General features: G+C 71.7%; 12 protein-coding genes. 3 read left to right on the top strand and 9 right to left on the bottom strand.

Going from position 1 to position 13738, the window contains the following annotated elements; translation table 11 throughout:
• The first annotated feature begins 48 nt into the window (after positions 1-48).
• The gene (locus AB3K78_RS02380; protein ID WP_416445849.1) at positions 49-1671 is read left to right on the top strand and encodes an amidohydrolase; all 1623 of its coding nucleotides are present in this window, start codon (positions 49-51) and stop codon (positions 1669-1671) included.
• On the opposite strand, the gene AB3K78_RS02375 is transcribed toward AB3K78_RS02380, so the two are convergent.
• From AB3K78_RS02375 to AB3K78_RS02335, 9 genes are all read right to left on the bottom strand, one after another.
• Complete coding sequence (locus AB3K78_RS02375) at positions 1656-2441, bottom strand: class I SAM-dependent methyltransferase (protein WP_416445847.1); 786 nt, start codon at positions 2439-2441, stop codon at positions 1656-1658. The genes AB3K78_RS02380 and AB3K78_RS02375 overlap by 16 nt on opposite strands.
• Positions 2438-3292, bottom strand: a complete 855-nt coding sequence (locus AB3K78_RS02370; RefSeq protein ID WP_416445845.1) for an ABC transporter ATP-binding protein — start codon at positions 3290-3292, stop codon at positions 2438-2440. Before AB3K78_RS02370 ends, AB3K78_RS02375 begins: the two co-directional genes overlap by 4 nt.
• Positions 3289-4314, bottom strand: a complete 1026-nt coding sequence (locus tag AB3K78_RS02365; protein WP_416445843.1) for an ABC transporter substrate-binding protein — start codon at positions 4312-4314, stop codon at positions 3289-3291. The genes AB3K78_RS02370 and AB3K78_RS02365 overlap by 4 nt, the downstream gene beginning before the upstream one ends.
• A gap of 81 nt (positions 4315-4395) precedes the next feature.
• The gene (locus tag AB3K78_RS02360) at positions 4396-5211 is read right to left on the bottom strand and encodes a FecCD family ABC transporter permease (RefSeq protein ID WP_416445841.1); all 816 of its coding nucleotides are present in this window, start codon (positions 5209-5211) and stop codon (positions 4396-4398) included.
• Complete coding sequence (locus tag AB3K78_RS02355) at positions 5211-5471, bottom strand: hypothetical protein (RefSeq protein WP_416445839.1); 261 nt, start codon at positions 5469-5471, stop codon at positions 5211-5213. The genes AB3K78_RS02360 and AB3K78_RS02355 overlap by 1 nt, the downstream gene beginning before the upstream one ends.
• A gap of 167 nt (positions 5472-5638) precedes the next feature.
• Positions 5639-6283 carry a maltokinase N-terminal cap-like domain-containing protein gene (locus tag AB3K78_RS02350; RefSeq protein WP_416445837.1) on the bottom strand — a complete coding sequence of 215 codons (645 nt, stop codon included), beginning with the start codon at positions 6281-6283 and terminating at the stop codon, positions 5639-5641.
• A gap of 81 nt (positions 6284-6364) precedes the next feature.
• Positions 6365-8275, bottom strand: a complete 1911-nt coding sequence (gene typA / locus AB3K78_RS02345; protein ID WP_099723617.1) for a translational GTPase TypA — start codon at positions 8273-8275, stop codon at positions 6365-6367.
• A 274-nt stretch (positions 8276-8549) separates the two neighbouring features.
• Entirely contained in the window at positions 8550-9989 is a 1440-nt protein-coding gene (locus tag AB3K78_RS02340) for an amino acid permease (RefSeq protein WP_416445835.1), read from the bottom strand.
• A 51-nt stretch (positions 9990-10040) separates the two neighbouring features.
• Positions 10041-10910, bottom strand: a complete 870-nt coding sequence (locus AB3K78_RS02335; protein ID WP_416447286.1) for an arginase family protein — start codon at positions 10908-10910, stop codon at positions 10041-10043.
• A gap of 276 nt (positions 10911-11186) precedes the next feature.
• Here AB3K78_RS02335 and hutH point away from each other — a divergent pair, with 276 nt between their 5' ends.
• Positions 11187-12758 (top strand): histidine ammonia-lyase, encoded by a 1572-nt coding sequence (gene hutH, locus AB3K78_RS02330; RefSeq protein WP_416445833.1) that lies wholly within the window; start codon positions 11187-11189, stop codon positions 12756-12758.
• 87 nt (positions 12759-12845) lie between these two features.
• Entirely contained in the window at positions 12846-13634 is a 789-nt protein-coding gene (locus tag AB3K78_RS02325; protein WP_046455699.1) for an IclR family transcriptional regulator, read from the top strand.
• The last annotated feature ends 104 nt before the right edge of the window (positions 13635-13738 follow it).

The following is a 13738-nucleotide window of genomic DNA, read 5'->3' as shown; positions in this document are numbered from 1 at the left end:
CTCGGTACGCTGAGGAGGCCGCGGGCGCGGTGAGCACGGGGAGGCGAGATGCACGGCGACGGGATCGTCCACTATCGAGGCGGACGGGTCTTCACCTCCGACGAGCGACGGCCCTGGGCGGAGTCCGTGGTCACCGACGGGGAGCTGATCCGCTTCGTGGGCCCCGCGGCGGAAGCGGACCGGATCCCCGGCATCGCTCGCACCGTCGATCTCGACGGCGCGCTCGTGCTGCCCGGCCTCGTCGAGGCGCACAGCCACCTCGTGAACCTCGGCCGTTCCCTCGAACAGGTCGATCTCTTCGACGCCCGCGATCTCGAGGACGTGCAACGTCGCCTCGCGGAGGCCGCGGCGAGCCGGCCGGCTGCCGCGCGGATCCTGGGTCGCAGCTGGCTCCTCGGACCGCTGGCCGGCCGGGAGCCGGACCGGGCCATGCTCGACGCCGCGGTCCCCGATCGCCCGGTCTACCTCACCTCGAACGACCTCCACTCCGGCTGGGTCAACTCGGCGGCGCTCGCCGAGCTCGGGATCGATCGCGACACCCCGGACCCCGCGGGCGGGACGATCGTGCGCGACGCGCACGGGGAGGCGACCGGCCTGCTGCTCGAGACCGCCGCGCTCGTGCTCATGCGCGGCGGCATCGAACGGTTGGAGGACGACTCGGTGCGGGACGCGGCCGTCGGACGCGCGCTCGAGCGATACCTGGCGGCGGGAGTCACCGCCGTCGCAGACCTCGGACTGCGCGACGCGGAGTTCGCCGCGCTCGACCGCGCCCGGGAGCGGGACGCGCTGCCGATCCCGGTCACCGGGTATCTCCGAGTCGAACGGTCCGGCACCCGCGCGGCGGAGCTCGCGCAGGTCGAGCGGGCGATCGCGATCCGCTCGCGGGTCGCAGCGCACGGCTCGCCGATGCTCCGTGTGGCCGGCGTCAAGATCTGGATCGACGGCGTCATCGACAGCGGTACCGCGGCCATGCGGGAGCCCTTCGGGGACGGCAGCCGCCCGGAGGCGCTGTGGAGCCGGGACGCGCTCGAGGCGGTGGTCGTCGCCGCCGATGCGGCGGGGCTGCAGGTCGCGATGCACGCGATCGGCGACGCCGCGGTCGAGCTAGGAATCGATGCGGTGGAGGCGGCGCTGCGGGCGAACGGCGATCACGGCGTCCGGCACCGCCTCGAACACCTCGAAGTCGTCGCTCCGGAGAGCCTCGCGCGCCTCGCCCGGCTCGGGATCACGGCCTCGGTGCAGCCCGTGCATGCCGATCCCGCGGTGCAGCAGGCCTGGCGCGAGCGGCTCGGCGATGCGCGCTCGGGCCAGGGCTACCCCTGGGCCGAGCTGGATCGCGCGGGCGTGCACCTAGCGCTCGGCACCGACGCACCGACCGCGCCCTACGCTCCGCTGCCGAATCTGTTCATCGCGGCGACCCGGTCGTCGGCCTCCGACGCCGCTCTCCCCGCGAACCACCCCGAGCAGGCGCTGACGCTCGCGCGCGCCATCATCGCGGCGACGCGCGGCGCGGCCGAGGCGTGCGGCTGGACCGATCGGGGCGTGCTCGCACCGGGCCTGCGCGCCGACTTCGTCCTCCTCGATCGCGATCCCTTCGAGGACGGGCCGGAGGCGCTGCGCGATGCAGCGCCCGCCGGCCTCGTGATCGGCGGGATTCAGCGGATCCCGTAGACGACGTAGTCGTCGAGTACCTGCCACACGGTGCCCGCCTGATCGAAGCCGGCGCTGCGGAGCGCCTCGATGTGGAACCCGAGCGTCACGGGAGGCGGCGCCTCGTGGAGGCCGTCGCCCCACACCCGCTCGCGCTCGCGCACCACGTCGGCGTACGCGGGATCGGCGGCCAGCGCCGACCACCAGTCGTCCCAGGTCTCGGCCCCCGCCGAGAACTCGACGCGCTGCTGCTCTGCGTCGTCGCGCAGTGCCAGCTCCCGCAGCACGGGCTCGGCATTGCGGTCGTAGTGCAGGTGGTCCCCGTTCAGCAGCACCCCGCCCGAGCGGAGCATGCCGGAGAGCTCGAAGTACACGCGGACGAGGTCTTCGGGCCGCAGCCAGTGGAGCGCGGTCGTGCTGACGACGGCGTCGAAGGGCTCGTCGAGCACGGGAGCCGCCGTCCAGCCCGGATCCGCCAGGTCGATCGCGACCACCTCCACCCGCGAGTCGTCCCGGTGCAGGTCGCTCGCGAGCGCGAGCAGCGCCGGATCCTTGTCGGCCATCACCACCCGGGCTCCGGGCACCGCGTCCAGCACCGCACGCCCGAGCGAACCGGGTCCGGAGGCCAGGTCGAGAACGCGCGGCGGTCGGTCGAGTCCCGAACAGAGGCCGGCCACGGTGCGCGCCATCTCGGCGAACCGCTGATCGCGATTCCTGATGTAGGCGCCCTGCTGAGCCTCCCAGCGTCGGACGTGGTCGCCGGTGCGGTTCTCGGAGGATCGTCTGGTCATGCGGCATCTTCTTTCTGCGGGATGGGCTGAGGGGTGGTCTGGCGCGCGACGCGCGAGTGCGCGGGGTCGCCCGCACCCGTACGGCAGGCGGCCGCGGCGAGCGAGAAGCTCAGGCGCGGACGACCGTCGTCGTCCGCGCTCACGCGGGTGCGGACGCCGTAGACGGGGTCGAGCAGTTCGGGTCGGAGCACCTCGTGCGGTCGGCCGAACGCCGCGACTCCTCCCTCGGAGAGCAGCAGGATCCGGTCGCAGGCGCGGGCGGCGAGCTCGAGGTCGTGGAGCACGACGATCACGCTGCGCGCGACGTGCGGCAGCAGTTCGAGCAGTTCGAGGCGATGCCGCACGTCGAGGTGATTGGTCGGCTCGTCGAGCAGCGCGTAATCGGCGCCGTGCACCATGGCTCGAGCCAGCTGCACGCGCTGCCGTTCGCCGCCGGACAGTTCGGCGAGCGGGACGTCGATCGCTCCGGCCAGCCCGACGGTGGCCAGGGCCCGCTCGATCCGCGGTCGGAACGAACGGCCCTGCGCCCGCCAGGCGCCGTGCGTCGCGAGGCCGCCGAGCGAGACCTCGTCGGCCACGCTGAGCGCGGGATCCGGGTCGACCATCTGGCCGACGAACGCTGCACGCCGCGCGATCCATCTCCGTGAGGCCGAACGGACATCGACGCCGTCGATGCGGACGGTTCCCCGCGCCGGCGGCCGAACGCCGATGAGCGCGCGCAGCAGCGTCGACTTGCCGCTGCCGTTCGGTCCGACGACCCCGACCACCTCGCGCTCCCCGACTCCGAGATCGATCCCGTCGAGCACGGTGCGGCCGCCGACGTCGACGCGCAGATCGATCGCCTCGATCACGGCAGAGCGTCCAGACGCTGCCGCAGTTCGGCAGGCCCGCGTGCGCTCAGGACGCTGGGCGGATCCGTGTAGGGGAATTCGAGGGTGATGATCCGGTGCTCCCGCACCGCGCTCAGCCCGCTGACGCCGGGCGCCGACAGGAACGCCCGCTCGGTCTCCGCCGGATCACCGCCCGAGGTGAGCAGCACGATCGTCCGCGGGTCCTGTGCGACCAGGTCCTCGACGCTGACGTCGAAGACCCGCTCCTCGGACGCCGCGTAGACGTTGCGCAGTCCGGCCGCGGCGAACACGGGAGTCACCATGCTCGGCCCGCCGTAGGGCGAGAGCGTCGCGCCGCCCGAGGACACGTAGAGCGCCGCGGCCGTGCCGGCCGACTCCCCGTTCCCGCCAGCGACCTCGCGCTTCGCCGCTTCGATTGCGGTCGACGCCGCCTCCTGCGCTCCGAGGATCCTCCCCGTCGTCTCGAGCTCCGCCCACACGCGGTCGAAGTCGGCCGCCTTCCGGTATTCCGCCGGCGGATCGTCGCAGTACGCGCTGGGCGAGTAGACGGGCACCCCGGCCGCTTCGAGCGCCTTCCGGTCCACCGCGTTCTCGGGGGCGACGACGAGATCGGGCCGCATGCCGAGCAGGCTCTCCTGGGAGACCACGGCTCCGCCGGTCGCGTTCTGCTCCGTCGTCAACGGCGTGAGGCGCTCGAGGGCGCGCACGGTGGCATCCGAGAAGAGGCCCTGCGCAGGCTTCGCCGTGATCGCCACGATGCGGTCGACCGCGCCGAGGGCCTCGACGTTCGGCAGTGCATCGTTGTTGACGAGCACGATGCGCTCGGGGCGCTTCGCGATCGTGACGCGGGTTCCGCAGTTCTCCACCGTCACCGGGAAGCCGCCGGTCTCGGCTCCGCCGCCCCCGTGCGATGCGGTCGTGCGGCCGTCGGACGGGTTCGTGCAACCGGCGAGCCCGGCTGCGATCAGGGTGAGCGCGAGGGCGGCCGTGGCCGTGCGCCGTGGGGGGACTCGAGGATTCATGGGTTCCGTTTCTGGTGTGGGAGGGGCGGGCCGAACGGCGTCGCCCCGGCGAGAGGTCGAGGACCGGGAGGTCCCGACGGTTCAGGCGGGAGCTCGGCCGCTCCGCGCCAGGAGGAGCAGCAGGAAGGGTGCGCCGAGCACCCCGGTCACGACGCCGACCGGGACCTCGTGCGGCGCGAGCAGCGTGCGCGCAGCGGTGTCCGCCGCGATGAGCAGCGCCGCCCCGATGAGGGCGGCCGCGGGAAGGATCCGGCGATGCCGCGCTCCCACCAGGGCGCGAGCGAGATGCGGCACCACGAGCCCGACGAATCCGACGCCGCCGACCCCCGCGACGATCACCCCGACCATCGCCGAGGCGCCCGCGAGGATCCCGAAACGGGCCCGCTCGGGGTCGAGGCCCGCGGTCAGCGCCGAATCGTCCCCCGAGGCGAGTGCATCGATCCGCCCGGAGAATCCGGTGAGCAGCAGCAGACCGACGACGACTCCGAGCGCGACGACCGCGAGCATCGCCGGCTGCACGGCGGCGAGCGAGCCGAGCAGCCAGAACATCACCGAGCGCGCGGCCTCCGGCGAATCGGCGAGGAAGAGCAGCAGGCTGGTGATCGCGCTCAGCGCGTAGCCCGCGGCGAGGCCGGCGAGCACGATCCGGCCCGGTCCCCGAGCCCGGCCCGCGCCTGCGAGCAGCAGGACGAGTCCGATCGTCAGCACCGCGCCGGCGAGAGCCGCGCCGGACCGCACGAGCGCGGCCCCGGAACCGAAGACGAGTACGACGAGCGCGACCCCGGTCGATGCCCCCGAGTTGAGCCCGAGCAGGTAGGGATCGGCGAGCGGGTTGCGGACCACGGCCTGCAGCACCGCCCCGGCAACGGCGAGCCCGGCACCCGCGAAGGCCGCCATCAGGATCCGGGGCACCCGGGTGGACCAGACGATCTGCGCGGCGACGTCGTGTGCCGCAGGGCCGGAGGAATCCCTCCGCCGAGGATCCGCAGGACCTCCGACGGCGGGATCGCGACGGGGCCGATCCCGACGGCGGTCACGAGCACGGCGAGCAGCGCACCGCTCAGCGCGAACAGGATCGGCGCGGCAGGACGGACGCGACGCGTGGAACGTGCCGTCGGTGCGGCGCGCGGGGAGGAGATCGCGGGTGCTGGCTTCACGGAAGCCAGGTTATTTGATAATCATTCTCAATATCAACTCGGCGCGGCTTGTCCGACAGCACACGCCCGGCCCGCACGACGAACGGCCCGCGACGGACCCCGAAGCGTGTTTGGGACCCGTCGCGGGCCGTCGGCGGTGCGTCGGTCCGGCTCGGGCCGAGGCCCGGTTAGGGCCTGAGCTCGGCGAGCACGATCGGATCGGCCTGCCCCGGCCAGCTCACCCGCAGGGCGTAGGCGTCTCCCGGTTCGCGGCCCGGCGCGGCGACCCGATGCAGCACGAGCACGGCGGTGCCGTTCTCGGCTCGACTCGTCTCCCCCACGCCGACGACGCTTGCGTCCGAGAGATCGGGAACCGCATCGTGCGGCGATCCGCTGCCCTGGATCCGCGTGTGCACCGCGCGCTCGACGACGTTGCCCGCGGCATCCTGAGCGAACTCGGCGGCCTCGTGCCCGCCGCGCGCCATCACGTCGGCGATCACCGCGCGGAACACCGGATCCCCCATGGCGTCGCTCGCCCAGCGCTTGCCGAGCACCCCGTGCTCCATCACCCCGACGAGGAACGCACGACCGCCCTCGACCGCCTCTTCGAGCGGTGCCCCGCGATAACTGAGCGGCACGTGGTAGACGGTGTCGTCGCCCGCGGTGAAGAGGTGCCCCTCGAGCCCGACCTCGCCCGCCGGATCGTCGAGCCGGTACGCGCCCACCCGCTCGAGCCTCGTCGCATCGCCGTGGAACCAGGGCTGCGTGGGCAGCCATCCCGCCAGGAGTTCGTACTTCGAGGGGACCAGGGTCGTCTCGTGCATGAGTGCCATGGGGCGATCCTACGCCCGCCGGACGACGAAGCCCCGCCCACCGGAGACCGGCGGACGGGGCTTCGAACGAACGTCGGCGCGTTACTTCGCGAGCTGCTGCTTCAGGCGCGACGCCGCGCGAGCGCGCAGGCTCGCCTCGAGCTCGACCTTGCGGATCCGGACGACCTCGGGGGTGACCTCGACGCACTCGTCCTCGCGGGCGAACTCGAGGCACTCCTCGAGGGTGAGCACGCGGGGCGGGGTCATCGACTCGAAGGAATCGGCCGTCGACGAACGCATGTTCGTGAGCTTCTTCTCCTTGGTGATGTTCACGTCCATGTCCTCCGAACGCGAGTTCTCACCGATGACCATGCCCTCGTACACCTCGGCGGTGGGCTGCACGAAGAAGGTCATGCGCTCCTGGAGGTTGATGAGCGAGAACGGCGTCACGACGCCCGCGCGGTCGGCCACGATCGACCCGTTGTTGCGGGTGACGATGGGACCGGCCCACTCGTCGTAGCCGTGCGAGATCGCGTTCGCGATGCCGGTGCCGCGCGTCGTGGTCATGAACTCCGAGCGGAAGCCGATGAGGCCGCGCGACGGGACGATGAACTCCATGCGCACCCAGCCGGTGCCGTTGTTCACCATGTTCTCCATGCGGCCCTTGCGCGCCGCGAGCAGCTGCGTGATCGCGCCGAGGTGCTCCTCGGGGGTGTCGATCGTGAGGTGCTCGTAGGGCTCGTGGGTCTTGCCGTCGACCTGCTTCGTGACGACCTGCGGCTTGCCGACGGTCAGCTCGAAGCCCTCACGGCGCATATTCTCGACGAGGATGGCGAGCGCGAGCTCGCCGCGGCCCTGCACCTCCCAGGCGTCCGGGCGCTCGGTGTTCAGCACGCGGAGCGAGACGTTGCCGATGAGCTCGCGGTCAAGACGGTCCTTGATCATGCGGGCGGTCAGCTTGTGCCCCTTGACCTTGCCGACGAGCGGCGAGGTGTTCGCGCCGATGGTCATCGAGATGGCGGGCTCGTCGACCGTGATGGTCGGCAGCGGGCGCACGTCCTCGGCATCGGCGATGGTCTCGCCGATGGTGATGTCCTCGATGCCGGCGATCGCGACGATGTCGCCGGGGCCGGCCTTCTCCGCCGGGTAGCGGGTGAGCGCCTTGGTGAGCATGAGCTCGGTGATGCGCACGTTCTGCACGGTGCCGTCCTGCTTGACCCAGGCGACGGTCTCGCCCTTGTGGATCCAGCCGTTGTGGACGCGCAGCAGCGCGATACGGCCGAGGAACGGCGACGAGTCGAGGTTGGTGACGTGCGCCTGCAGCGGGTGCTCGTCGTCGAAGCTGGGAGCGGGGACGCGGTCGATGATGACCTCGAACAGGGGCTCCAGATCCGGGTTGTTCGGCAGCTCGCCGTCACCGGGACGCTCGTGGGAAGCAGCGCCCGCACGGCCCGAGAGGTAGACGGTCGGCACGTCGAGCACCGCGTCGACGTCGATGTCGGGGTGATCCTCGGAAAGGTCGGAGGCCAGGCCGAGCAGCAGGTCCTGGGCCTCTCCCTCGACCTCCTCGATACGGGCGTCGGGACGGTCGGTCTTGTTGACCGCGAGGATCACGGGAAGGTGCGCCTCGAGGGCCTTGCGCAGCACGAAGCGGGTCTGGGGCAGCGGGCCCTCGGACGCGTCGACGAGCAGGACGACGCCGTCGACCATGGACAGCGCGCGCTCGACCTCGCCGCCGAAGTCGGCGTGACCCGGAGTGTCGACCACGTTGATGACGATGGGGCCGTTCTTCGCGTGCTCGCCCTCGTAGGAGATTGCGGTGTTCTTCGCGAGGATGGTGATGCCCTTCTCGCGCTCGAGATCGTTCGAGTCCATGACCCGATCGTCGACCTCGGCGTGCGCGTCGAAGGAGTTGGTCTGGCGCAGCATGGCGTCGACGAGCGTGGTCTTGCCGTGGTCGACGTGCGCGACGATTGCGACGTTCCGGAGGTCTTCGCGGGTGGCAAGAGCCATAAGCAGTGGTGTCCTAACGAGACGGAGAGACGGCGTCGGCGGAGCGGGATGCCGCGACATCGGAGGCACGCAAAACGCGCCGGACGTCACAAGGCCGACGTGCAATTGTAACGGATCGAGGTGAATCGCACACCACCGGGCCCCGGTGGAGGGGGAGCCGACGGTTGAGCGAGCCTGCGAGTCGAAACCGAGCCGGCTCCGGTTTCGACTCGCAAGCTCGCTCAACCGGCGAGAGGCCGGACCGCTCAACCGGCGAGTCACCCGGCGGCGCGGCTCACTCGTCCGCGATCACGCCGATCGGCGCCGTCTCGTCGACGAGCTCGTGCCGCTGACGTCCCCTGCCGCGCACGAGCGCGAAGTAGCCGACGAGCAGCAGTGCGACCCAGGCGACGCCGACCACGAGCGCGGGCCGGGTGTCCTCCATGACGCCGATCATCACGATCACGAAGCCGATGAAGACGATCGTCGCGATCGAGGCCGCCGGCCACAGGGGCACGGGGAATTCGCTCGGCAGGCGGCCGTCGCGGACGATCTCGCGCTTCATGCGCACGTGGGCCACGAGGATCATGAGCCACACGAGCACCGTCGCGAAGGTCGCGAGCGCCGCGATGAGGAAGAAGATCTGGTCGGGGAACAGCGCGTTCAGCACGACGCCGACGAGGAGCGCGACGACCATGGTGAGCACGGTCAGCCACGGCACCCCGGTGCGGGTGACCCGCGTGAACGCTCGCGGCGCCTGGCCCTGCTCGGCCAGGCCGTGCAGCATGCGTCCGGCTCCGAAGATGTCGGCGTTGATTGCCGAGAGCGCGGCGGTGATGACGACGACGTTGAGCACGTGCGCGGCGCCCGAGAGCCCCAGCGACTCGAAGATCGAGACGAACGGGCTCGCCTTGCCGTCGATCGTGTTCCACGGTTGCAGGCACATGATGATGCCGAGCGTCAGCACGTAGAAGAGGAGGATGCGCACCGGGACCGAGTTGATGGCCTTCGGGATCACGCGCTTCGGATCCTTCGCCTCGCCCGCGGTGATGCCGATCACCTCGGTGCCGCCGAAGGCGAACATGACGACCGTGAACGATGCGAGCAGCCCCCAGACCCCGTTCGGCAGGAAACCGCCGTGGTCGACGAGGTTGTGCAGGCCGGCCGCGTTCTCGGACTGCGTCGAGATTCCGAAGACGATGATCGCGATGCCTCCCGCGATCATGAGGACGATCGCGACGATCTTGATGAGCGAGAACCAGAATTCGAGCTCTCCGAACACCTTGACGCTGATGAGGTTGAGCGCTGCGATGAAGAAGACGACCGCGAGCACCCAGATCCACCGCTCGACATCCGGGAACCAGAACCCCATGTAGACGCCGAACGCGGTGACGTCGGCGAGCGCGACGACGAACATCTCGAAGGTGTAGGTCCACCCGGTGAGGAAGCCGGCGAACGGCCCGATGTAGCGTGAGGCGTACTGCGCGAAGGAGCCCGAGACCGGGTGGCGGACGGCCATCTCGCCGAGCGCGCGCATCACCATGAACACGGCGGCGCCGCCGATCATGTAGGCGAGCAGCACCGCGGGACCGGCGGCCTGGATCGCGCCGGCCGAGCCCATGAAGAGACCGGTGCCGATGGCCGAGCCGAGCGCCATGAAGCGGATGTGCCGGGCAGTGAGGCCGCGTTTCAGCGCGGTGGGTGCGGGCGCACCCGTATCGAGCGTGGTGTCCATCGTGAGGTCCTTCGGGTGTGCGATCGGCGTGCGTCTGTCTGTGCGGAGGGGCTACCGCTGGAGGCGGTGGGCCAGGCCCGCCGCGGCGTCGAGCACGCAGAGCGCCGCGAGGCGCACCGTGCGACCGTCGGCGGAGTCCGCCGTGGCGTCGATCTCGGCGAGGTCGATACCGCGCACCCGCGGATCCTCGGCGAAGAGCCGCGCGAATCGCCGGAGCTCGTGCGCTTGGATGCCGCCGGGGATCGAGGCCGGGCAGGCCGGCACCACCGAGCGGTCGCAGACGTCGACGTCCAGGTCGACGTGGATCGGGCCGCCTGCGGCACCCGCGATCTCGAGCGACTCCGCGACGATATCGCGCAGCGGCCGATCGTGGAGCTCATCGCGGTGGATCACGGTGATTCCGAGGTCCTTCGCGCGCTGGCGGTAGGCACGCGAGTTCGCGAAGTCGGCGATGCCGATCTGCACGATCCGGCTCGGATCGAGTCCGGCCTCGACGAGGCGGCGCACAGGCGATCCGTTGCTGCGGCCGTCGCGCAGGTCGTGATGCGCGTCGAGCGTGATGAGTCCGGCGGTGTCGAGCGCCTCGCCGTACACCCCGAGCGCGGCCGGCACCGTGAGCGAATTGTCGCCCCCGAGCGCCACGACGAGCTGCGAGCGGCGCGTCAGCTCCGCCACTGCCTCGGTCGCTGCTCGCTCGCCCGCCTCGGAGTCGGGGTCCTCCAGATCGCCGGCGTCTGCGATGCGCAGCACCTCGTCGATGATCAGCTCCGCTTCGTCGCCCCGTCGGCCGGGCGCGCCCTCGGCCACCGCGTGGCCGGAGTAGCGGCGCAGCGCCGCCCGGATCGCCGCCGGGGTCTCGTGCGCGTTGGTCGGCGAGAGCGAGGTCCGCGACACGGGGATGCCCACGATCGCGAGATCGATCTCCTGCCCCGAGTCGGCGGGCCACCCGCCGGTGCGCGGCCAGGCCGGATCGACCGAGAGCCCTGCGGCGGCGGACGTCTCGAATCCCTTCGGGTCGACGGCGGGACGCGCGGCGAGGGCGCGGGCTGCGGTGATGGCGTCAGTGCTCATGGGCCGACCGTAGCAAGAGTCGACCGCGGTTTCGGAGCGCACGGTCGTGGAGCCCGTCCGGGATACCGGACGGTTCGCGAGTGCGCGCACTGCCGCCGGGGCCGCGCGTGCGGTGGGATCGAAGGCATGAACACCACTGCACCCGTGATCCTCGGCGAGACCTCCCTGACCATCGCCGACGTCGTCTCCGTCGCCCGCAAGGACGCCCGCGTCGAGATCGGCGCCGGCGCTCTCGAACGCATCGCCGCCAGCCGCCGGGTCATCGACGACCTCGCGAACGACACCCGCCCCCACTACGGAGTCTCGACCGGCTTCGGCGCGCTCGCCAAGGTCCAGATCCCGGTCGAGAAGCGCCAGCAGCTGCAGCGCAGCCTCATCCGCTCGCACGCGGCCGGCACCGGTGCCGAGGTCGAGCGCGAGGTCGTCCGCGCGCTCATGCTGCTCCGTCTCAACACGCTCGCCTCGGGGCGAACGGGCGTGCGCCCCGTCGTCGCCGAGACCTACGCCGCGATCCTCAACGCCGGCATCACCCCGGTCGTGCACGAGTACGGCTCGCTCGGCTGCTCGGGCGACCTCAGCCCCCTCGCCCACTGCGCACTCACGCTGCTCGGAGAGGGCGAGGTGCGGGTCTCGCAGGATCCGCACGCCGCCCCGATCCCCGCTGCCGAGGCGCTCGCCGCCGCCGGCATCGAGCCGATCTCGCTCGTCGAGAAGGAGGGCCTCGCCCTTATCAACGGCACCGACGGCATGCTGGGCATGCTCAGCCTGGCGCTCACCGACCTCGCCGACCTGCTCCGCATCGCCGACGTCGCTGCGGCCGCATCGGTCGAAGCGCTCACCGGGACCGACGCGGTGTTCGCCGCCGACCTGCACGCGCTGCGTCCCCACCCGGGGCAGGCCGCGGCCGCCGCCAACATGGCCGCCGTGCTCGCCGACTCGCAGCTGATCCAGCGCCCGCAGGAGGGCGTGTTCACGCGAGTGCAGGACGCGTACTCCCTGCGCTGCGCCCCGCAGGTCCACGGTGCCGCTCGCGACACGGCGGCGTACGCGGCGCAGGTCGCGTCGATCGAGCTGCGCTCGGCGGTCGACAACCCGGTCGTCCTGCCCGACGGCCGCGTCGAGTCGAACGGCAACTTCCACGGCGCACCCGTCGCGTACGTGCTCGACTTCCTCGCGATCGCCGTCGCCGACCTCGCGTCGATCAGCGAGCGCCGCACCGACCGGTTCCTCGACGTCTCTCGCAATCACGGGCTGCCCCCGTTCCTCGCCGCCGACGCCGGCCTCGACTCGGGTCTCATGATCGCCCAGTACACCGCTGCCGGGATCGTGTCCGAGCTGAAGCGTCTCGCGGCGCCCGCCTCTGTCGACTCGATCCCGTCCTCCGCCATGCAGGAGGACCACGTCTCGATGGGGTGGGCCGCCGGCCGCAAGCTGCGCCGCGCGATCGACGGCCTCGGCCGGGTGCTCGCCATCGAACTGCTGACCTCGACCCGCGCGCTCGACTTCCGCGCGGCCCAGCCGGAGCACGGCGCACCGGCGCCGGCGACGGCCGCGGTGCACGCGCTGTTCCGCACCGAGATCTCCGCACCCGACACCGACGCTTTCCTGTCGCCGACCATTGCGGCCGCGCACCGGTTCGTCGAGAACGGCGCGGTGCTCGAGGCGGTCGAGGGCGCGCTCGGCGCGCCGCTGTCCTGATGCTCGGCCGCTGCGTGCAGACTGTCCGCAGCGGCCGAGGTCGCGCCGGGGTCCGCACTGGGGGAACAGTGATCGAGAGGACGAACGATGTCGGATGATTCGCCGAAGGTTCCCGCAGCGGATCAGACCCTGCGGATCCTGAGCCTGCTCGCGAGCTCTCGCGGGCCCATGGCCGCGAGCATGATCGCGACCCAGCTCGGTCTGCCGCGATCCACCGTCTACCACCTGCTGGCGACGCTGCAGGAGCACGGGTTCGTGATGCACCTGCCCGAGGAACGCCGATACGGTCTCGGCCTCGCCGCCGTCGAGCTGAGCTCGGCCTATGCTCGACAGGAACCGCTCACCCGGATCGGCCGCCCCTTGCTCGCCGGACTCGTCGACCGGCTCGGCATGAGCGGCCACCTCGCGGTACCGCACGGCCGCGACGTGCTCTACGTGATCGAGGAGCGCGCGCCCGGTTCTCCCCCGCTCATCACCGACGTCGATGTGCGTCTGCCGCTGCAGCTCACCGCGAGCGGCAGGGCGATCCTCGCGGCCCTCCCGAAAGCGCAGGTGCGCGCGCTGTTCCCCGACCGGGAGTCGTTCGTGCACCGCCATGAGGATCTCGAGGGGATCGACCGGTACTCCCGTCTGCGCACCGTGCTGGACGACACGAGCACGCGCGGCTACGCGCTCGAACGCGGATCGGTCACCGCGGGCCTCGCCTCGGTCGGCGTCCCCGTGCTCGATCACCGCGGCTGGCCCGTCGCCGCCATCGCGGTCACCTTCTCGGAGTCTCGGGTCCCCGACGACGCCTACCCCGGTCTCGCAGCGGAGGTACGCCGCACGGCGGAGACCCTCTCGACCCGCATCCACGGGCGAAGCGCGCGAGTGTAGTCCGGGCAGTACGGCGCGGCCGGACCTCACGCGCGGCTCCTCACGACTCCGTACAACGCCGCACCAGGTTCGCAGGGAGCGCCCGCGGTGCCCTGCCCGGGAAC

The organism is Leucobacter sp. HNU, from assembly GCF_047946755.1.
Taxonomy (GTDB): Bacteria; Actinomycetota; Actinomycetes; order Actinomycetales; family Microbacteriaceae; genus Leucobacter.
This window is presented reverse-complemented; position numbering and strand designations above follow the sequence as displayed.

Excerpts from the sequence above, each read along its gene's own strand:
- typA (WP_099723617.1), bottom strand. The coding sequence starts at position 8,275 with ATGGCTCTTGCCACCCGCGAAGACCTCCGGAACGTCGCAATCGTCGCG.
- AB3K78_RS02380 (WP_416445849.1), top strand. The coding sequence starts at position 49 with ATGCACGGCGACGGGATCGTCCACTATCGAGGCGGACGGGTCTTCACC.
- AB3K78_RS02365 (WP_416445843.1), bottom strand. The coding sequence starts at position 4,314 with ATGAATCCTCGAGTCCCCCCACGGCGCACGGCCACGGCCGCCCTCGCG.
- AB3K78_RS02375 (WP_416445847.1), bottom strand. The coding sequence starts at position 2,441 with ATGACCAGACGATCCTCCGAGAACCGCACCGGCGACCACGTCCGACGC.
- AB3K78_RS02350 (WP_416445837.1), bottom strand. The coding sequence starts at position 6,283 with ATGGCACTCATGCACGAGACGACCCTGGTCCCCTCGAAGTACGAACTC.
- AB3K78_RS02360 (WP_416445841.1), bottom strand. The coding sequence starts at position 5,211 with ATGGCGGCCTTCGCGGGTGCCGGGCTCGCCGTTGCCGGGGCGGTGCTG.
- AB3K78_RS02325 (WP_046455699.1), top strand. The coding sequence starts at position 12,846 with ATGTCGGATGATTCGCCGAAGGTTCCCGCAGCGGATCAGACCCTGCGG.
- hutH (WP_416445833.1), top strand. The coding sequence starts at position 11,187 with ATGAACACCACTGCACCCGTGATCCTCGGCGAGACCTCCCTGACCATC.
- AB3K78_RS02340 (WP_416445835.1), bottom strand. The coding sequence starts at position 9,989 with ATGGACACCACGCTCGATACGGGTGCGCCCGCACCCACCGCGCTGAAA.